Origin of the sequence: Nonomuraea dietziae, from assembly GCF_014195505.1 — a bacterium.
In the GTDB taxonomy this organism is placed as follows: Bacteria; Actinomycetota; Actinomycetes; order Streptosporangiales; family Streptosporangiaceae; genus Nonomuraea; species Nonomuraea roseola.
The window spans coordinates 8,172,691-8,189,939 of record NZ_JACIBV010000001.1; the positions used below are offsets into that span (position 1 = coordinate 8,172,691).

At 72.1% G+C, this 17,249-nt stretch carries 16 protein-coding genes and 1 pseudogene; 8 read left to right on the top strand and 9 right to left on the bottom strand.

Going from position 1 to position 17,249, the window contains the following annotated elements; translation table 11 throughout:
* The first annotated feature begins 20 nt into the window (after nucleotides 1-20).
* The 3 genes and pseudogenes from FHR33_RS38940 (at nucleotide 21) to FHR33_RS38950 (ending at nucleotide 2,791) form a co-directional block, all read left to right on the top strand.
* Nucleotides 21-954 (top strand): annotated as a pseudogene (locus FHR33_RS38940) (ROK family glucokinase).
* Nucleotides 955-963: 9 nt separating this feature from the next.
* On the top strand, nucleotides 964-1,656 hold the full coding sequence (locus FHR33_RS38945; protein WP_312895923.1) for an endonuclease/exonuclease/phosphatase family protein: 693 nt from the start codon (nucleotides 964-966) through the stop codon (nucleotides 1,654-1,656).
* A gap of 37 nt (nucleotides 1,657-1,693) precedes the next feature.
* Entirely contained in the window at nucleotides 1,694-2,791 is a 1,098-nt protein-coding gene (locus FHR33_RS38950; protein WP_183658819.1) for a hypothetical protein, read from the top strand.
* On the opposite strand, the gene FHR33_RS38955 is transcribed toward FHR33_RS38950, so the two are convergent.
* Both FHR33_RS38955 and FHR33_RS38960 read right to left on the bottom strand, forming a co-directional pair.
* Nucleotides 2,784-3,236 (bottom strand): hypothetical protein, encoded by a 453-nt coding sequence (locus FHR33_RS38955; protein ID WP_183658821.1) that lies wholly within the window; start codon nucleotides 3,234-3,236, stop codon nucleotides 2,784-2,786. The genes FHR33_RS38950 and FHR33_RS38955 overlap by 8 nt on opposite strands.
* A gap of 42 nt (nucleotides 3,237-3,278) precedes the next feature.
* Nucleotides 3,279-4,037, bottom strand: a complete 759-nt coding sequence (locus FHR33_RS38960) for an alpha/beta hydrolase (protein ID WP_183658823.1) — start codon at nucleotides 4,035-4,037, stop codon at nucleotides 3,279-3,281.
* 139 nt (nucleotides 4,038-4,176) lie between these two features.
* Between FHR33_RS38960 and FHR33_RS38965 the strand changes: the two genes are divergently transcribed.
* The gene (locus FHR33_RS38965) at nucleotides 4,177-4,878 is read left to right on the top strand and encodes a lysophospholipid acyltransferase family protein (RefSeq protein WP_183658826.1); all 702 of its coding nucleotides are present in this window, start codon (nucleotides 4,177-4,179) and stop codon (nucleotides 4,876-4,878) included.
* Between the two features lie 9 nt (nucleotides 4,879-4,887).
* Here the strand turns inward: FHR33_RS38965 and mmuM are convergent, their stop codons facing one another.
* From mmuM to FHR33_RS51045, 3 genes are all read right to left on the bottom strand, one after another.
* The gene (gene mmuM / locus FHR33_RS38970) at nucleotides 4,888-5,757 is read right to left on the bottom strand and encodes a homocysteine S-methyltransferase (RefSeq protein WP_183658828.1); all 870 of its coding nucleotides are present in this window, start codon (nucleotides 5,755-5,757) and stop codon (nucleotides 4,888-4,890) included.
* 188 nt (nucleotides 5,758-5,945) lie between these two features.
* Nucleotides 5,946-8,300, bottom strand: a complete 2,355-nt coding sequence (locus FHR33_RS38975) for a VIT domain-containing protein (protein WP_183658830.1) — start codon at nucleotides 8,298-8,300, stop codon at nucleotides 5,946-5,948.
* The gene (locus FHR33_RS51045) at nucleotides 8,297-9,037 is read right to left on the bottom strand and encodes a helix-turn-helix domain-containing protein (protein ID WP_246452317.1); all 741 of its coding nucleotides are present in this window, start codon (nucleotides 9,035-9,037) and stop codon (nucleotides 8,297-8,299) included. Before FHR33_RS51045 ends, FHR33_RS38975 begins: the two co-directional genes overlap by 4 nt.
* A gap of 114 nt (nucleotides 9,038-9,151) precedes the next feature.
* Here FHR33_RS51045 and FHR33_RS38985 point away from each other — a divergent pair, with 114 nt between their 5' ends.
* Nucleotides 9,152-9,619, top strand: coding sequence for a Dps family protein (locus tag FHR33_RS38985; RefSeq protein WP_183658832.1), 468 nt, complete (start codon nucleotides 9,152-9,154; stop codon nucleotides 9,617-9,619).
* Here the strand turns inward: FHR33_RS38985 and FHR33_RS38990 are convergent, their stop codons facing one another.
* On the bottom strand, nucleotides 9,620-12,358 hold the full coding sequence (locus FHR33_RS38990) for a P-loop NTPase fold protein (protein ID WP_183658834.1): 2,739 nt from the start codon (nucleotides 12,356-12,358) through the stop codon (nucleotides 9,620-9,622).
* 119 nt (nucleotides 12,359-12,477) lie between these two features.
* On the opposite strand from FHR33_RS38990, the gene FHR33_RS38995 reads away from it, so the two are divergent.
* Nucleotides 12,478-13,545: an alkaline phosphatase PhoX gene (locus FHR33_RS38995; RefSeq protein WP_183658836.1), complete on the top strand. Its 1,068-nt coding sequence runs from the start codon at nucleotides 12,478-12,480 to the stop codon at nucleotides 13,543-13,545.
* Here FHR33_RS38995 and FHR33_RS39000 read toward each other — a convergent pair.
* Together FHR33_RS39000 and FHR33_RS39005 are read right to left on the bottom strand one after the other, a co-directional pair.
* On the bottom strand, nucleotides 13,527-14,105 hold the full coding sequence (locus FHR33_RS39000; protein ID WP_183658838.1) for a TetR/AcrR family transcriptional regulator: 579 nt from the start codon (nucleotides 14,103-14,105) through the stop codon (nucleotides 13,527-13,529). The two genes, FHR33_RS38995 and FHR33_RS39000, sit on opposite strands and share 19 nt — an antisense overlap.
* Nucleotides 14,106-14,114: 9 nt before the next feature.
* Nucleotides 14,115-14,744, bottom strand: coding sequence for a GNAT family N-acetyltransferase (locus FHR33_RS39005; protein WP_183658840.1), 630 nt, complete (start codon nucleotides 14,742-14,744; stop codon nucleotides 14,115-14,117).
* 25 nt (nucleotides 14,745-14,769) lie between these two features.
* Between FHR33_RS39005 and FHR33_RS39010 the strand changes: the two genes are divergently transcribed.
* Nucleotides 14,770-15,129: a YciI family protein gene (locus FHR33_RS39010; RefSeq protein ID WP_183658842.1), complete on the top strand. Its 360-nt coding sequence runs from the start codon at nucleotides 14,770-14,772 to the stop codon at nucleotides 15,127-15,129.
* On the top strand, nucleotides 15,126-16,325 hold the full coding sequence (locus FHR33_RS39015; protein ID WP_183658844.1) for an RNA polymerase sigma factor: 1,200 nt from the start codon (nucleotides 15,126-15,128) through the stop codon (nucleotides 16,323-16,325). The genes FHR33_RS39010 and FHR33_RS39015 overlap by 4 nt, the downstream gene beginning before the upstream one ends.
* Here FHR33_RS39015 and FHR33_RS39020 read toward each other — a convergent pair.
* A complete protein-coding gene (locus FHR33_RS39020; RefSeq protein WP_183658846.1) occupies nucleotides 16,320-17,240 on the bottom strand; it encodes a bifunctional helix-turn-helix transcriptional regulator/GNAT family N-acetyltransferase in 921 nt (306 codons plus the stop codon). The two genes, FHR33_RS39015 and FHR33_RS39020, sit on opposite strands and share 6 nt — an antisense overlap.
* Between the last annotated feature and the right edge of the window lie 9 nt (nucleotides 17,241-17,249).

The following is a 17,249-nucleotide window of genomic DNA, read 5'->3' on the forward strand; positions in this document are numbered from 1 at the left end:
AAGGAAAGGCTGGGACGGACATGTTGACGATCGGTGTGGACATCGGCGGGACCAAGGTCGCCGCGGGTGTGGTGGACGAGAACGGCGCCATCGTCGAGAACGCCCTGCGGCCCACCCCCGCCGACCGGCCCGACCTGGTGGCGGAGACGGTCGCGGACGTCGTCAAGGAGCTGTCGCGCGGCAAGGACATCGAGGCCGTCGGCGTCGGCGCGGCGGGCTTCGTCGACGAGACCCGCTCCATCGTCCGTTTCGCGCCCAACCTGGCCTGGCGCGAGGAACCGCTGCAGAAGAAGATCACTGAGCTGATCGGCCTGCCCGTCGTGGTGGAGAACGACGCCAACGCGATGGCGTGGGCCGAGGCCCCGCTTCGGCGCCGGCAGGGGCGAGAGCCACCTCGTGTGCGTCACCGTCGGCACCGGCATCGGTGGCGGCATCGTCATCGACGGGCACCTCTACCGCGGCCGCTGGGGCATGGGCGCCGAGCTCGGCCACATGCAGGTCGTGCCGGAGGGCAGGCTGTGCGGCTGCGGCAACCTCGGGTGCTGGGAGCAGTACGCCAGCGGCAACGCCCTGGTCCGCGAGACCAGGGAGATCGTGGCCAACCAGCCTGAGCGGGCCACCACCCTGCTCGCACTGGCGGGCGAGACCATCGAGGGCGAAGAGGTCACCGAGGCGGCCAGGCAGGGCGACGAGGCGGCGCTGGCCGCCTTCGCCTCCATGGCCGACTGGCTGGCCCAGGGCATGGCCGATCTCGCCGCGATCCTCGACCCCGGCCGCTTCATCGTGGGCGGCGGCGTGTCGAGGGCGGCCGACCTGTTCATCGACAGGACCCGCGAGACGTTCGCGCGCGTGCTGACCGGCAGGGGCCACCGCCCCGTCGCCGACATCAGGCTCGCCGAACTCGGCGCGTCCGCCGGCCTCGTAGGCGCTGCGGATCTGGCCAGAAGGCGTTAAATTCGCGGGGTGACCATCACGGTCGGCACCTACAACGTCCGCGGGATGAAGGACGACGTGGCCGCCCTCATCAGGGTGCTCAGCGCCATGCGCGCCGACGTCGTGTGCGTGCAGGAGGCGCCGCGCTTCCTCGGCTGGCGGCGCGACCGCATGAGGCTGGCCGAGGCGGCGGGGCTACGCGTCGCCGCGGGCCTCAGGCTCGGCAGCGTGGCCGTCTTCGTCGCTCCCGGCGTGCGCGTGCTGCACACCGAGAGCAGGTTGTTGAAGATCTTCCTAGGTTTGGAGATCAGGGCGATCGCCATCGCCGTCGTCGAGGTCGAAGGGGCGCGCTTCGCCGTCGGCTCGATCCACCTCGATCTCGACGAGGCGGCGCGGCTGCGTCACGCCACCGAGGCCGTCGCCATGATCGAGCAGGTCGCGGCCAGGTTCGACGCCGCGATCGTGCTCGCGGGCGACATCAACGAGCAGGACGACAAGACCACCTGGCGCTACATCGCCGCCCGGCTGAGCGACTGCTATCCGAGGGCGCCCAAAGGTAATGGGATGACCTTCACCGCGAGGAGCCCTGGCAAGCGCATCGACGCGATCTTCGCTGCTCAGGGCCTCCAGGTGGCCTGGTGCGGCGGCGTCGAGGCCGATCCCGCCGACCTTGTGGCGGCCACCGACCACCTGCCGGTGGTGGCGCGGCTAGTTCGGGGGTAAGCCGCGGGTACGCGCCGCTGGGCCGTACCATTTGGTCATGACCCGTCGCCTTCGGCGGCGTGCGCTGTCCCTGTGCGTGGCAACCATCATCTCCGGCCTGCCCGTCGTCGGTGTCGCGCACGCCGAGCCAGCCCGCCCGCCGATCGAGGCGTGGCAGCGCTCGACCAGCGTGCGCCTCAGCGCTGACAGCTCGCTGACCGACGTCGACGCCCTGTCGGCCGACGAGGTGTGGGCCGTGGGCCAGCAGCAGATCTGGGACGTGTGGGAGAACCGCGGCGCCGTCGGCCGCTGGAACGGCACCGCCTGGACCGAGGTGCCGATCCGCGACGTCGCGGGGGCAGGCCCGCTGCGCGCCGTGTCGGCGGTCTCGGCCTCACAGGTGTGGGCGCTGGGCGACGGTCACGACGGCCTGCCGTACCTGGGCAGGGGCGACGCGAGCGGGCTCGACAGGGTCAGGGTGCCGGGCATGCGGGCAGGCGACTGGCTCGGCGGCCTCGAGGCGCGCACGGACAAGGTCGTCGCGGTCGGCAGCCGCGACGGCAGGGGCCTGCTGCTCACCGGGCAGGACGGCAAGTGGACCTTCCAGGAGACCAAGGAGGAGGGCGCGCTCTACGCGGTCTCCGGCTCCTTCGCGGTCGGCGACACCGGCAAGGCGCCGCTGATCATGCGCCAGTCCGACGGCGAGTGGAGCTCGATGGCGCTGCCGCCCATCCCAGGCGGCTACCTGCGCGACATCCACGTCGACGGCAAGCGGGCGATGGCCGTGGGCGGCGTCTACAGCCAGTCGGGCGTGGTCACGCCGCTGGTGCTCACCTGGAACGGCAAGCGGTGGACCCGCGCCGAGCTCCCCAGCTCGCGCGCCAGGCTCTACGGCGTGACGGGCGACGGCAAGGGCCGCTTCTGGATCTCGGGATACGACCCCGACCACGAGGCGGAGGCCTACCTGCTGCGCTACGAGAAGCGTCGCTGGGAGATCATCAGGGGCGGCCCCGACGCCGCCAGGGGCAGCGTACGGCTGCAGGCGGTGACCCACCTGCCGGGCACGGGCGGGGTGTGGGCGGTCGGCCACATCGTGGACGCGAACGACCGCTACACCGACGTCGTCGAGGCCTTCGCGCGGTCGTCGGCTAAATGACCGCGCCGTCGTCCCAGCCCGAGTCGTTGGGCGGGCCGTCGCCCATGCGCACCACCAGCGCGACGAAGCCGCCGATGAAGGCGGCCACCGCGGTGAACAGCGCCCACCCCTGCATGTCCCATCCGCTCATGGCCGCCACCAGCAGGTAGGCGGGGCCGCCGAACAGCGCCACCCACGCCAGCTTGGTGGTCAGGTCGACCTTGGGCAGCGGCGGAGGAGGCTCGGGCACGTAGTGGCCCTCTTCGTCCTCTTCCTGCTCGGGCTCGGACTCGGGCTCGTCGTCCTCGAACTCGGAGGCCTTGACCACCCTGCGGGTCGGCTCGGGCTCGGGCTCCTCCAGCGAGAGGTTCTCGCTGTCGGGCCACGGCTGCTCGGCCGAGTCCGGCTGGTTGTAGGACGCGACGATCTGACGCCAGACCTCGTCCTCGTCACTCTGTGGCGTCACGTCACATCCTTCACGAAGATCGCACTTTCCCCCTGGGAGCGATCAGTCCCTCTGCAAGGGTACCGAGGCGTGTGTCCTGATGAAGTCCAGGCTCCCGGCAAAGATCCTGTCGGCATCGTTGTCGAGCGTCGCAACATGGTAGCTATCGGGGAGCTCCTCGACCGTCACTCCGGCGACCCGCTCGCGCAGGATCGCCACGCTTGTGGGTTTGACCACGTGATCCTCGGGGCTGTGGAACACCAGCACCGGACAGACGAGCGTGTCGAGATCGGCCTGCACCTTCGACCACAGCCACGGCAGCGTCGCCGCCGCCTTGACGGGGGTGCGCGTGTAGGCCAGCTCGACCGCTCCCGGCTTCTTGATGTCGTTGGCCACACCCGGGACCGACGAGACGAACCATTTCAGCACCGGCGCGAGACGCAGCAGCGGCACGTCGTTGGCGATCGAGGGGTTGACCACGATCACGCCCTTGACGCCCGCCCCGTGCACCTCGGCCAGCCGTAAGGCCATGCAGCCGCCCAGCGAGAGCCCCGCCACGAACACCTCGGCACACTGGCCGCGAAGGTCCTCGAAGGCCTTCTCCAGCTCGGCGTACCAGTCCTCCCAGCGGGTGCGGCTCATCTCCTGCCAGGTGGTGCCGTGTCCCGGCAGCCTGGGCAGCGACACGCTGAGCCCGTGCGCGGCGAGATGCTCGCCCCACGGACGCAGCGACTGCGGCGTGCCGGTGAAGCCGTGGCAGAGCAGCACGCCGACCTGTCCGGCCTCGTGACGGTACGGCTCAGCACCTGGCATGACCGGCATAACCGCTCCTTGTTGGGAAATCATCCCCGATTTGCCCGATCGTCGCATGATATGGGGGAGTTGCGCGAGTGGTGGTGTAGGAGGTTCGCCCCCGAGATGCGAAGATGATGAGCGACCAATTCTAAGGAGGGGTGGCCAGGTGTTCTATTGGGTGGTCAAGGCCATCTTGGCGCCGTTCCTGCATCTGGTCTTCAGGCCGTGGGCCGAGGGCCTCGACAACGTGCCGCGTCACGGCCCGGTCATCCTGGCGGGCAACCACCTGTCCTTCGCCGACCACTTCTTCGGCGCGCTCCACCTGCCGCGCAAGGTCATCTCGCTCGGCAAGTCCGACTACTTCACAGGGCGCGGGCTCAAGGGCTTCTTCACCCGGCTGTTCTTCAGCGGGGTGGGCACCGTCCCGATCGATCGCTCGGGCGGCAAGGCCAGCGAGGCGGCGCTGCGCACCGGCAAGCGCATCCTGGCCGAGGGCAACGTGCTCGGCATCTACCCCGAGGGCACCCGCTCGCCCGACGGCCGCCTCTACAAGGGCAAGACCGGCGTGGCCAGGCTCGCGCTGGAGTCACGGGCCCCTGTCATCCCCTGGGCGATGGTCAACACCTTCGAGATGATGCCTCCGGGGCGTCCGCTGCCCAAGTTCGGCATCAGGCCGGGCGTGCGGTTCGGCAAGCCGCTCGACTTCTCCCGCTACTACGGGATGGAGGACGACAGGCTCGTCCTCAGGGCCGTCACCGACGAGATCATGTACGCGCTGATGGAGCTGTCAGGCCAGGAGTACGTCGACAAATACGCCGCCAGCGCCAGGATCGAGATGGAGCGGGCCAGGCGCGAGTCGGTCGGCTGACCGCCTGGCTCACGCGGCGATCGCGGCGCGCACCCTCCTGATGTGCGCGGGCGTCGTACGGCAGCAGCCGCCGATGAGCGCGGCTCCCATCTCCTGCCACCGCCTGGCGGCCTCGCCGTACTCCGTGGCGTCGGCCACGCCACGCCAGCGCTGCGCCTCCGCGTCCCACGTCTCGCCCGAGTTGGGGTAGACGACGACCGTGAACCCGGTCAGCTCGGTGATGAGGCCGGGGATGTACGACGGCGAGGTGCAGTTGACGCCCACGGCGATCACCTGCGGGCTGTCGGCCAGCACGGACACGGCCTGCCTGATGGGCGTGCCGTCGTTGAGGTGCTGCGCGTCGCGGCAGGAGAAGGCGATCCACGCCTTCACCTCGGGGGTCTCCTTCAGCAGGCGGCTGATCGCCCTGGCCTCGGCGAAGGAGGGGATGGTCTCGCAGGCCAGCAGGTCGGCTCCGGCCTCGGCGAGGATCTCCCATCGGGGACGGTGCCAGTCGAGCAGGCCGTCCTCGTCGAGGTCGTAGTCGCCGGTGTACTCCGCGCCGTTGGCCAGGTAGGCGCCGTAGGGGCCGACGCTGGCGGCCACCAGGCCGCCACCTGCCTCGTCCCTCGCCTGGGCGGCCAGATCGACGGACAGGGCGATGAGGCGGGCCGCCTCCTGCCGGGTCATGCCACGGCGGACGAACGCCGGGAGCGAGGCCTGGTAGCTGGCGGTGGTGGCCACTTGCGCGCCGGCCGCGAAGTAGTCGGCGTGGACCTGACGGATGAGGTCGGGGTCTTCGAGCAGGAGGCGGGCCGACCAGAGCTCGTCGCGCAGGTCGGCGCCGAGGGCTTCGAGGTGGGTGGCAAGGCCGCCATCCAGGACAAGTGTGCTCACCATGCCACCTTATTCGGTGTCTTTGATGGCTTCTGCGGTGTGATGTCGGGCTTGAGGTTCAGGGGAACCGAGTGACATGGCTGGTGGAAAACAACGGCTGTGTTTGGTCCTCCCTTGGCCCTGATTTCAACGGGTCGGCCCCGGCCGGCTGCGCGCCCCGTGGACGCGCAGCCGGCCTCCGTGCCGTCCGGTCAGCCGCGTTTCCAGAACGGGCGTCGCTCGGTCGCCTCCGGGACGCCGCCCGTGAGCCGGGTCAGGACCTCGACCGCGCGCGCCCACAGCGCGTCCGCGTCGGCGCCGGGACGCTCGGCCGCCTCCAGCTCGTGGGCCAGGGCGGACAGCTCGTCGTGGCCGCCCAGGTAGGAGGCGAGGGCGGCCAGCCGGCTGCCGAGATCGGCCAGGTACTCCAGACGGCCGGTGGTCACGGTCCTCAGTCGCTCGAGCTCGGCGAGCAGTTGCGGCAGGATCGCGTCGAGCCGGTGCCTGACGGGCGCCTGCGGCGGCACCGCCTTGCCGAAGCCCAGCTTGGGCATGCCCCCGGAGCGCGGGGCAGGGCCGGCGGCGCGGACGGCGCCGGAGCCGCCGAAGGCTTCGAGCGCCGAGGCCTCGGGCGCGAAGCCCCCTGGCGCCTGCGGCGCGGCGGCGGCCATGGTCGTGAACATCATGCCGGAGGCGGCGGGCATGGCGGGCAGTTCCCAGCCGCTCGGCGGCTCGACCGGCTGGATCACCCGATGCTCGGGAGCGCCGTCGGCGACCTGCCGGGTGTCGACGGCGACGTAGGCGGTGAAGCGGCACAGCACGCCGTAGGTGGTCGAGGTCCGCACGATCTCCTGTTCGAGGTCGTGCTCGCCCATCGCGTAGCCGTCCTCGAGAGCGCGCAGCTGGGCGCGCGCCCAGACGGCGCCGATGGCGGGGTCGCGGACGACGGTGCCGGGAACGGTCTGCTCCCACGGCCTGCCACCGGCCAGCCCATGGATCGTGACCGCCTCCGTGCCCTGAGCGGGGGCGGCGTCGCGGTAGCGGCCGGACACCGTCAGCGGGACGCCGGGGAAGATCGAGCCCAGGTGGCTCACCGTGCCGGGCTCGAGGTCGAGGCCCTTGAGCGACAGATCGGTCACCAGCGGAGCGCCGATGCGGCGGTGGATCTGCTCCATGGCGGCGTCGAGACGGTCCTCCGACTCGACCAGCTCGCACCGTCCTGCGCCGAGCCCCGCCAGCCTGCCGAGGAAGCCCGCGTTGACCGCCCTGTCGATGCCCACGACGTGCACGCGCATCGCCGACAGCGCGCCGCCCGCCTGTTCGAGGATCTGGTCCTCGTTGCCGACCTGGCCGTCGGTGACCAGCACCACGACGCGATCCCTCGGGCCGCCGCGCCCTGCGGCGCCGGGGGCGGGCTGCTCCTCGGCGGCGGAGGCGGTGCTGAGCAGCGAGATGGCCTGGTGGAGAGGGGCGAGCAGTTCGGTGCCCCCTCGGGCGTCCACGCGGGACAGGTGTTCGACGGCGCGGTAGCGGTTGCGGTCGGAGGCGGGGCGCAGCCCCTCGAACGCCTGCTCCACCACCGAGTCGAAGGTCAGCACCGCGAACCTGTCGTCAGAGGTGAGGGTGTCGACGATGCGCGCGGCGGCCCTGCGCGCGGCGACCATCTTCCAGCCCGTCATGCTGCCCGAGCGGTCGAGCAGGAGCACCACGTCGCGTGGCACGCGGGTCTCCTCCACGGCGGGCGGCACGACGGTCAGGTGGAAGGCGCCCTCGCCGTCGAGCAGCAGCGCCGTCGAGGCCTCGAAGGCCAGGCGGAGAATGAAGTCGCGGTCGAGGCGCTCGCCGGGCCGCAGTTCGACCGTGGTGCCCTCGCGCTGGACGAGGTGCAGGCTGGAGGCCATCTCCTTCAGCTCGAGGCCGGCGGGGTCGACGTCGGCGCGCAGCGAGAGCCGTACCGGATGGGGGAAGCCGGGCAGGAGCACCGGCGGGGTGATGCGGGAGGCGTCGGGAACCGCGTCGGTGTCGGGGGCCACGCCGCCGCCCGCGGGAGAGCCGTCGAGGGGGGAGCCGGGGATGTAGCGGGGGGCGACGACGAGCGGGAAGCGGAAGGTGGCCGCGCCGTCCTCGTACGGTAGGGGCTGGCTCAGCGTGAGGCGCACCGTGACGCGCTCACCCGGCAGGATGTTGCCGACGGTGATCGTGAAGACGTCGGGCCTGTCCTCCTCGGCCAGCGCCGCCCTCCTGCCCTCGCTCAGCGCTCTGTCGTAGTCGGCCCTGGCCTGGCCGCGCTCCTTCAGCAGGCCCTCGACGACCCGGCCGTCGGCCTCCATCGTGAACGCGGTCACGGCCGCCCTGTCCGGCAGCGGGAAGACGTAGGTCGCCTCGAGCGTGACGTCGAACGGGTTGCGGAAGCCCTGCGCCACCTCCACGCCCGCGATCAGGCCCGAGATGCGCGCGGCGACGTCGACGCTCTCCAGCGGGAGGTTGCCGCGCTCGGTTCGCAGCGCCCCCATGCCGGCGTCCGGCTCGGGCAGGCACTGGGCGGGGTCCAGCGAAATGATCTTCATGTCGCGCTCCCTTCGTGGAGGCGGCGCTCTTCGAGCACCGCGAGCAGCGGTCCGGCGGCGGCGAGGACTGCCTCGAGATCGTCTTCGGTGGGGGGACGGCCTGGGCCGTCGATGAGCAGGGTGACGCCCTGCGCCAGCCGCACGCCGTGCACCGGCCACGACGGGGACTCGGCCCGCCTGGCCCAGAACCTCGGCCTGGCGCTCTCGGAGACGCCCGGCTCCTGGGGGCCGCGGGCGGGGTGGGCCGGCGGCGATGGCCGCGGGCCGGGGGCTGGTGGCGACGGCGGCCCGGCGGCCGTCGGCCGCGCGGCCGACGGCGGTGGAGCCGCCGAGAGCGGCGGGGCAGGGGGAGGAGGGGCGGCGAGCGGGTGAAGGGGTGAAGTGGATGGAGCGGGTGGCGATGGGACAGGGGTCGTGGGCGGGTCGAGAGGGAGGCCGGCGGCCTGGGCGAGCATGGTGTCGGTGGCGCCGGCGAGGGCGATCTGGATCTCGGCGATCGAGGACCCCTCGGCCTGCATCCGCTTGACGGCCACCAGCTGCAACAGGTGCCGGCGTCCGTAGAGGGCCACCCTTCCGCGTCTGGTCAGCGGCGGGTCCAGGAGCCCGATCGTGGCATACCACCTGATCAGGCGCTCGCTGGGCACCTCGCGCACCCGCCCGTTTGCCCGCTGCCCCGACGCGCGCAGCAGGCCTGCCGCGCGGTCGGCCAGCTCGGCGATCGTCCAGGTCTCGCTCATGCTGTCATGGTGACAGTGTCATCATGACAGTGTCAAGGATGGGAAGAATCGGCCCGCTTGCCGGGTTCATTCAGGTGAGACCGATTGTCGAAACGACGAGAGGAAACGCAGCTCATGGCAAGGATCACAGGACCGCTCTCGGGCGACGCGCAGAAGGTCGTCGCGGACGCTCTGCAGGGAGCGCTCGTCGATCTGATCGACCTTTCGCTGGTGGCCAAGCAGGCGCACTGGAACATCGTCGGACCCCACTTCAGGCCGCTGCATCTCCAGCTCGACGAACTGGTCGACGTGGCCAGGCAGCACACCGACACCGTCGCGGAGCGGGCCGTGGCCCTCGGGATCAACCCTGACGGGCGTTCGGGCACTGTCGCGGGGGCGACGAAGGTGCAGCAGCCCGAGCACGGGTGGATCGATGACGGAAAGGTCGTCGCCACGTTCACGGACATCCTCGAAGGGGTCATCAGGCGCATGCGTGAGCGGGTGGCCGCCACGGACGAGCCCGATCCCGTCACCCAGGACATCCTGATCGCGGTGACGCAGGACGTCGAGAAGCAGCACTGGATGTTCCAGGCCCAGCGCTGATCACAGCAGGTCCTCCGCCAGTGAGGCGATGGCGGGACGGGTGGCCAGGAGCTGGCGCAGCGCCTTCTCCGAGGCCCCCGAGCCCGCCAGCTCCGCCTCCATGAGCGCCCGCAGCCAGGCGTCGCCGTCGCAGCGCAGCGCCGCCCGCTCCAGCCGTTCGAGCACGGTGGCGCCTCTGTGCGCCTCGCTGGTCAGGGTCGAGAGCAGGTGCGGCCACCTGACCGTGAGCGCGGCCAGCTTGGCCACGGCCGCGTCCGGCGTGCGCGGCGCCCCGGCCAGCTGCCGCCTGTAGGTGATGAACGAGTAGAACCTGAACACGTTGAGATAGCGCTTGACCTCGCGCGGGTTGCGCAGGTCCAGCCCCGGCAGCGCCGCCTCGATCGCGAGGAAGGCGTTCTCGTCGCTGTAGAGGTCGCCGAAGACGCGGTCGGCGGCCCGCCGTACCTCCTCGGGCCTGGCGCCGATCGCGAGCTGGGCGCGCCTGACGCTCTCCTCCAACGTGGCGGGCGTCGGGGCGAGCTCCCTGATCGCCGCCTCCACCCTGTCGACCGCGGCCTCCCTGGGAGGGCGCGGGCGCGGCGGCGGCGCCCAGCGCGGCGGCTGCGGCGGCGTGCCGTCCGAGGAGAGGCCGAGCAGCGCCCGCAGGTAGTCGGGCAGGCGGTCGCCCTCGTCCAGCCGCGGGACGCTCAGCGGGAGCTGCACGATCTTCTCGAGGAAGCGCCAGCCGACACCCTCGGGCAGGCTGAGGCCCTTGTAGGAGTGCTCGACGTGCGCGGCCACCACGTCGGGCTCCATCGCCAGCACGAAGACGCAGTTGGGGAACTCGCCCGCGAGGAACAGGTTGATCGCCTCGATGACCTGCGAGACGGTCCCCGACGAGCACCTGTCCAGGTCGTCGACGAACACCACGAGGGGCCGGCGGGGCGTGGCGACCAGGCCGAGCACGTTGCGCATGTCGGCCTGCACGAGGTGGAGGAAGCCCGTCTTGCCCCTGTAGCCCTGGTCGGAGCCGAGGCCGAGGGGGTCGGGCGGGCGCACCAGGCCACTGAAGCTGCCGCCGGCCGACTCCCCGAGGAACCTGGAGATCCGCAGCGTCCCCGCCACGACCGAGGCCAGCGCTCCGGTGGAGGCGATGGCGGCGGCGGTGCCGCTCAGCTCGGGCAGCAGCGACTCGGCGGCCAGCGAGGCGGACGACAGCACCAGCGTGCCGGTCAGGCCGAGCGCGACGGGCACGAGCCTGGTGAGCGCCAGATGGTAGGCCTGCCGCCTGACCGACTCCCTGTCGATCCTGCTGAGGTTCAGCTCCAGCCAGAAGCGCTCACGCTCGGCGCGGGGCAGGCGATGGGTGATCTGGCTGATGATCTCGTGGGCGAGTCCGGCCCACACCTGCTCGTCGTTCTGGTACATCCACGGGTTGAACCAGACCGTCGGCCGCCAGTCGGCGTCGGCGTCGGGCACCGCCTCGTCGGCCGAGACGGACGGCGGCCGCCGTACCCGCCTCATCACCTCGGCGTTGGTGACGCCGCGCGCCCCGCGCCCCTGGCGAAGCAGGCGCAGCCCGATCGGGCGCTCGCCCGCCGCTCCCGGGTCGAGCAGCTCCTGCACCATCCGCATCAGCGAGGTCTTGCCGACGCCCCACGGGCCCTTGATGCCGATCGTCAGCGGCGGCTGGGTGTCGGGGTGGCGGATGAAGGCCGCCATCGCCTCGGCGTAGACGCCGTGCCCGAGCCGGTCGTCGAGCGTCCACCTGTCGGGCGTCAGCCGCGCCCTGGGCTGGACGGCGGCCCGCCCCGCCCGCAGGCGGCGCAGGCGCCACGCGAGCCGTTCGGCCTCGTCAGACGACAGCAGCGACCTGCCGAACTCGCGCACCGCGCGGTGCGGATCGGGCGCGAGCCCCCACGCGCGCAGCTCCTCCAGCCCCGCGCGGGCGTCGAGCAGTTCGGCGTGCTCCTCGCTCAGCCGCTCGTCCTCGCCCAGCAGTCCCGTCAGGCGCAGCAGCCGCTTGGCGGGCTCGCCGAGATGGAGATCGTGGACGCGGGAGACGATCTCGGCCGCCGACTCGGGCACCTCGCGCTCGCCCGCGGCCCTGAGCCGCGCCGCCGTCTCGGCCAGCGCGGCCTCTCCCGCGGTACGGCCCGCGCTGACGGCCACGTCCTCGATGTCGCCGTGCCTGAACATGATCGCGCGAAGGCCCGAGCCCAGCTCCTCGTAGCTCGCCTTCGCCAGGCCGTACAGGTCGGCGACGGTCACGCTCTCGCGCCTGGACAGCAGGCCCTCGGCCAGCAGCGAGGTCAGCGGGGGCGCGGACCTGGGGCGGGCCGCGCCGCCGGTGAGGGAGGCGGTGAGCGCGGCGGCGGCCACCGGCGGATCGCCAGGCACGTCGAGCACGGCCTCGTCAGGCTCGTCGGGGCCGCTGTGCAGCACCCACCCGAAGTCGACCACCAGCAGCAGCGCCGCGGCGGCCGAGTCGCCGAGCCTGCGGGAGAACTCCGCGATCAGCGCGGTGAAGGCGGTGGGGGTCCAGGTCGCGCCTGAAGGCCATCTGACCAGCAGCAGCTCGCCGGGCTCCGCCGAGGTCAGGAACAGCGTCAGAGCGGGCGCGGGCACGTCCGCCTCGCCTGTGCGCACGTCGAATCCGCACAGGCGCAGGGCGTGCGCGAGCCTGCGAGAAGGTTCGCCGTCGAGGAAGACCAGCGCCCTGCGCGTCTTGATCCTCGGCGCGAGCCGCACGGGTGCCATGGTGAGAATGCTGGGACTCCCAGCCCGGGACGGCGCAGGGTTTGCGTAGTGTTTGAAGTCGGGTTCCCTTTTCATTCACGTCGTTGCGATCGACTGGGCCAGGTCTACAGGAGGCCCTCATGTTGCGCAGAACTCTCCTCCGCACGAGCGCCGTGTTCGCCGGGTCGGTGTGGCTCGGCTCGCCGCAGGCGCGCGTGGCGGTGGGCCCGTACGGCCCGCTCCAGGGGCCTGACGCCGAAGGGCTGGCCCTGCCCGAGGGCTTCACGGGCCGCGTCCTCGCCCGCTCCGGCCGCAGGGTCGCGGGCCTGACCTGGCACTCGGCTCCAGGCGACGGCGCGTGCTTCCCCGACGGCGACGGCTGGATCTACGTGTCCAACTCGGGGCTGCCCCTGCTCGGCGGCGTCTCAGCGCTGCGCTTCGGCGCCGGAGGCGACGTGCGCGACGCCTACCGCATCCTGTCGGGCACCAGCCTCAACCGCGCGGGTGGGGCCAGTCCCTGGCACACGTGGCTGTCGTGCGAGCAGATCACGCGCGGGCGCGTCTTCGAGTGCGACCCCGACGGCTCCCGCTCCGCCCGTCCCCGCCTGGCCATGGGCAGGTTCAGGCACGAGGCCGCCGCCTTCGACCCCGACAGGCAGGTCGTCTACCTCACCGAGGACGAGCCCGACGGCTGCTTGTACCGGTTCAGGCCGCTCGACTGGGGCGACCTGACCGAGGGCGCGCTGGAGGTGCTGACCACCTCGGGCGCGTGGCGGGCCGTGCCCTCGCCCGCCGCGCTGACCATGGCCACCCGCCACCAGGTGGAGGACGCCGCGCACTTCGACAGGGGCGGGGGCTGCCACTACCTCCGCGGCGTCTGCTACTTCGCCACCAAGGGCGACGGCCGCCTGTGGGCGTACGAGGCCGAGACGGGGCGTCTCGACACGGTGAGCGGCGTCAGGGCCGCGCACGGCGAGCTGTTCGTCGCGGGCGAAGGGGAGATCGCCCTGGTCGGTCAGGGAGGAGCGGTCTCGCCGTTCCTGCGGCTGGCGGGCGACGACCGCCGCGAGCTGATCGGGCCCGCGTTCTCACCCGACGGGCGGCGGCTCTACTTCACCGCCCTGACAGGAGGCGGCGGCGAGGCCGCAGGGGTCGACGGGCACACCTTCGAGGTGGAGGGGCCCTTCGCTCACGCGGCCGACAGGTAGCCCACCAGCATGACCTTGAGCTCCTCGACCAGCTCCGGCGAGCTCTGCGGGATGACGGCCTTCACCATGGAGACCGCCATCGTGCCCATGAGCAGCGCCCTGTCCTTGTCGAGAGCGGGGGAGCGGCGCACGAGCATCTCGGCGACCTGCTCGGCGATCGCGGCGTGCAGCCGCTGGGAGGCCTCCGCGAGCCTGTCGCCCGTGGCCGAGCCGTACAGCAGCGCCCAGTAGGCGGGCGAGCTGCCCTTGAAGGCCACGCTCTCGTCGACGAAGGAGTCGACCAGCGCCTCGAGCGGGATGTCGGGGGTGACGGAGGCCATGCGCTCGGCCCAGAACTCGCGCCGCTCGTCGGTGTAGCGGGCGACCAGGCCGTCGAGGATCTCGTCCTTGTTGCGGAAGAACTGGTAGAGCGAGCCAGGGGACATGCCCGCCCTGGTCGCCACCTGGTTGGTCGTGAGGTCGGGGTAGCCCACCTCGGCGATGACCAGTTCGGCGGCGTCGAGGATCTCGGCCATGCGCCTGAGGCCGCGCGCCTGGCGGCGTACCGGACGGTCGGACATGCGAGCAGTTTACCGACTTTCCGCTGCGACGAGGAGCGCCTCCGCGCCCATGGGCGCGAAGCCCGCCGCGAGGAAGGCGCGCAGGCTCGCGGCGTTGCCCGGCGCGATCTGCGCCCACAGCGGCGCGTCGCACAGCCGGCGGGCCGCCAGCGCGAGCCGCCTGCCCGCGCCGCGCCCCCTGTGCTCGGGCGCGACCTCGACCGCCGCCTCCCACCGCCCCGCGACGCCCCTGCCGATCGACAGCAGGCCCTCCTCGCACACCCACACCCGTACGGCCGAGCGGTGCCGCATCGCGCGCGCCACCCTCGGGTGGTCGTGGCCGGTGACCTCGGTCAGCCAGGAGGGGAGCGGCCCCCGCTCGGGCAGACCGAGGGCGAGCACGTCCACGTTGTCGACCGCGCGGCCCGTCTCCAGCTCCAGGGCCCGCAGGAACGGCGGGTTCAGCGGCGCGGACAGGTCGCCCTCGGGCAGCCGGTCGCGCAGCCACCGGGTGTCGAGGTCGGCGAAGACCACGCTGTGCCCGGTGAAGGCGATGACGCCCATGTCGCGTGGGCTGGGCTGCGCCACGATCGTCACCGTGCCGTCGGCGGCCGGCGGCCTGCCCTCGGCCGCGCGGACGAGAAAGTCCTCCAGGGTCATGTGCGTCCTCCCATAAGGTCGGCAGATGAAGTATCTGATCCTGATCTACAACAATCCGGCCACCCGGCGGCTGTGGAGCGAGTTCTCCGACGAGCAGCGCGCCGAGGGCTGGAGGGCCTACGCCGCGCTCGACGAGGAGTTCGCCGCCTCGGGCGAGCTGATCGTGTCAGAGGCGCTGGCCGACCCCTCGCAGGGCAGGAGAGTGCTGGCCCGCGAGGGCGTGACCACCACGACCGACGGACCCTTCGCCGAGGTCAAGGAGCATCTGGCGGGCTTCTACCTGCTGGAGTGCGAGAGCTTCGAGCGCGCCGTAGAGCGGGCCTCCCTCATCCCCGAGGCCGCCTTCGGCATGGTCGAGGTGCGGCCGGTGATGGAGCTTCCGTGAGCGTCGAGGGGCTGCTGCGTGAGCTGACTCCGCAGGTGCTCGGCGCGCTCGTGCGGCGCTACGGCGACTTCGACTCCTGCGAGGACGCGGTGCAGGAGGCGCTGCTGGCCGCCGCCGTGCAGTGGAAGCAGGAGGGCCTGCCCCGCGATCCCAAGGGCTGGCTGATCATGGTCGCCTCCAGGCGCAGGATCGAGCTGTGGCGCAACGAGGCGGCGCGGCGGCGCAGGGAGGAGAGCGCGGCGGCGATGGAGCCGCCCGCGGGCGCCGTCCCCGCGGCCGACGACACGCTGACCCTGCTGCAGATGTGCTGCCACCCCGCGCTGACGCCCGACTCGCAGGTGGCGCTGACGCTGCGCGCGGTGGGCGGACTGACCACGGCCGAGATCGCCAGGGCCTTCCTGGTGCCGGAGGCGACCGTGGCGCAGCGCATCAGCAGGGCCAAGCAGCGCATCAGGGCCAGCGGGTCCTCCTTCTCCATGCCGCCCTCTGGGCGGCTGCCGGCCGTCCTGGAGGTCCTCTACCTGATCTTCAACGAGGGCTACACGGCGAGCTCGGGGCCCTCGCTGAACAGGGTCGAGCTGAGCGGGGAGGCGATCAGGCTGACCAGGCAGCTGCACGCCCGCCTGCCCTCGGAGGGCGAGGTGGCGGGGCTGCTCGCGCTGATGCTGCTCACCGACGCCCGCCGTCCCGCCAGAGTGCGCGACGACGGCACGCTGGTGCCGCTGGCCGAGCAGGAGCGCGGCCTGTGGGATTCGGCGGCGATCGCCGAGGGCGACGCGCTGCTGACCAGGACGCTGGCCACCGCCCCCATCGGGCCCTACCAGGTGCAGGCCGCGATCGCGGCGGTGCACGACGGGGCCGCGACGGCGGAGGAGACCGACTGGCGGCAGATCCTCGGCCTGTACGACCTGCTGCGGGCGCTCGCGCCCGGCCCCATGGTCACGCTCAACAGGATCGTGGCGCTGGCGATGGTCTCGGGGCCCTCGGTGGCGCTGGAGGAGCTGGCGAGGGCCGAGTCCGAACCCGCCCTCGCGGGACACCACAGGGTGCACGCGGTGCGGGCCCACCTGCTGGAGCTGGCGGGTGACAGGGAGGGCGCCGCGGCCGGCTACGAGCTGGCCGCGAAGGCGACGCTGAGCGACCCCGAACGCCGCTACCTCAGTTCGCGCGCCGTCGCCGTCCGCGCCCGCTCATAGGTCGCGCGTCCAGACCTGCTCGACCACCTCGACGCCGTTCTCGACCGCCTTCTCCTCCGACTCGAGAGCGAAGCCCGCCGCCTGGTAGATTCTGCGCGCGCTCACGAGGCAGTCGCGGGTCCAGAGCATGATCCGCTTGTAGCCCGACTCCCTGGCGTGGCGCAGGCACTCCTCGACCAGCCTGCCGCCGAGCCCGAGCCCTCTGGCCGACGGCTCGACCATGAGCATCCGCAGCTGGGCCGTGGTGTCGTCCTTGTGCATGCAGAACACCGAGCCGACGGGCGTGCCGTCGATCTCGGCGATCCAGCCCGCGTCGCGCGCGGGGTCGTAGGCGCTGACGATGCCCGCCACCAGCTTCTCGAAGTCGAGACCCCAGCCGTACTCCTGGCTGTAGAACGATCCGTGGCGCCAGACGACCCAGCCGAGGTCGCCCGCGCGGGGGGCTCTGATGACGTACGGCCCGCGCGGGGCGGCCGAGCGGTCGAGCACCGAGCGGATCGTCGCCATGCTCGCGCCCAGTCGCCCTCGATCCTCCTCGCTCAGCCCTTCGAGCAGCGTGGCGATCTCCTCGGCCTGCCGCTGGTCGAGCCTGGCGAAGGTGAGCGAGCCCGCCTCGGTGAGGCTGACGATCTGCCTGCGCGCGTCGGTCGCCGAGCGCTCCCTGACGATCAGCCCGTCGTTGCAGAACCTGGTCAGGATCCTGCTCAGGTAGCCGGCGTCGAGGTCGAGCAGCCTGCGCAGCTCTCCCGCCTCCATCGCCAGGCCCTCGGCCTGGGCGAGTTCGAACAGCACCCTCGCCTCCGTGAGGGAGTAGGGCGAATCGAGCATGCCGGACTGCAGGACGCCGATCACCTTGGTGTAGAAGCGATTGAAGGCCCTGATCTCCTCAATCCTTGCTTCCGTCAACGAGTTCATTGACATAGT

What these genes read in the sequence shown, in the direction of transcription:
- FHR33_RS51045 (WP_246452317.1), bottom strand. Translation starts at nt 9,037, where the DNA reads ATGAGCGAGACCTGGACGATCGCCGAGCTGGCCGACCGCGCGGCAGGC.
- mmuM (WP_183658828.1), bottom strand. Translation starts at nt 5,757, where the DNA reads ATGGTGAGCACACTTGTCCTGGATGGCGGCCTTGCCACCCACCTCGAA.
- FHR33_RS38975 (WP_183658830.1), bottom strand. Translation starts at nt 8,300, where the DNA reads ATGAAGATCATTTCGCTGGACCCCGCCCAGTGCCTGCCCGAGCCGGAC.
- FHR33_RS39000 (WP_183658838.1), bottom strand. Translation starts at nt 14,105, where the DNA reads ATGTCCGACCGTCCGGTACGCCGCCAGGCGCGCGGCCTCAGGCGCATG.
- FHR33_RS38995 (WP_183658836.1), top strand. Translation starts at nt 12,478, where the DNA reads ATGTTGCGCAGAACTCTCCTCCGCACGAGCGCCGTGTTCGCCGGGTCG.
- FHR33_RS38990 (WP_183658834.1), bottom strand. Translation starts at nt 12,358, where the DNA reads ATGGCACCCGTGCGGCTCGCGCCGAGGATCAAGACGCGCAGGGCGCTG.
- FHR33_RS39005 (WP_183658840.1), bottom strand. Translation starts at nt 14,744, where the DNA reads ATGACCCTGGAGGACTTTCTCGTCCGCGCGGCCGAGGGCAGGCCGCCG.
- FHR33_RS38960 (WP_183658823.1), bottom strand. Translation starts at nt 4,037, where the DNA reads ATGCCGGTCATGCCAGGTGCTGAGCCGTACCGTCACGAGGCCGGACAG.
- FHR33_RS38950 (WP_183658819.1), top strand. Translation starts at nt 1,694, where the DNA reads ATGACCCGTCGCCTTCGGCGGCGTGCGCTGTCCCTGTGCGTGGCAACC.
- FHR33_RS39010 (WP_183658842.1), top strand. Translation starts at nt 14,770, where the DNA reads ATGAAGTATCTGATCCTGATCTACAACAATCCGGCCACCCGGCGGCTG.
- FHR33_RS39020 (WP_183658846.1), bottom strand. Translation starts at nt 17,240, where the DNA reads ATGAACTCGTTGACGGAAGCAAGGATTGAGGAGATCAGGGCCTTCAAT.
- FHR33_RS38985 (WP_183658832.1), top strand. Translation starts at nt 9,152, where the DNA reads ATGGCAAGGATCACAGGACCGCTCTCGGGCGACGCGCAGAAGGTCGTC.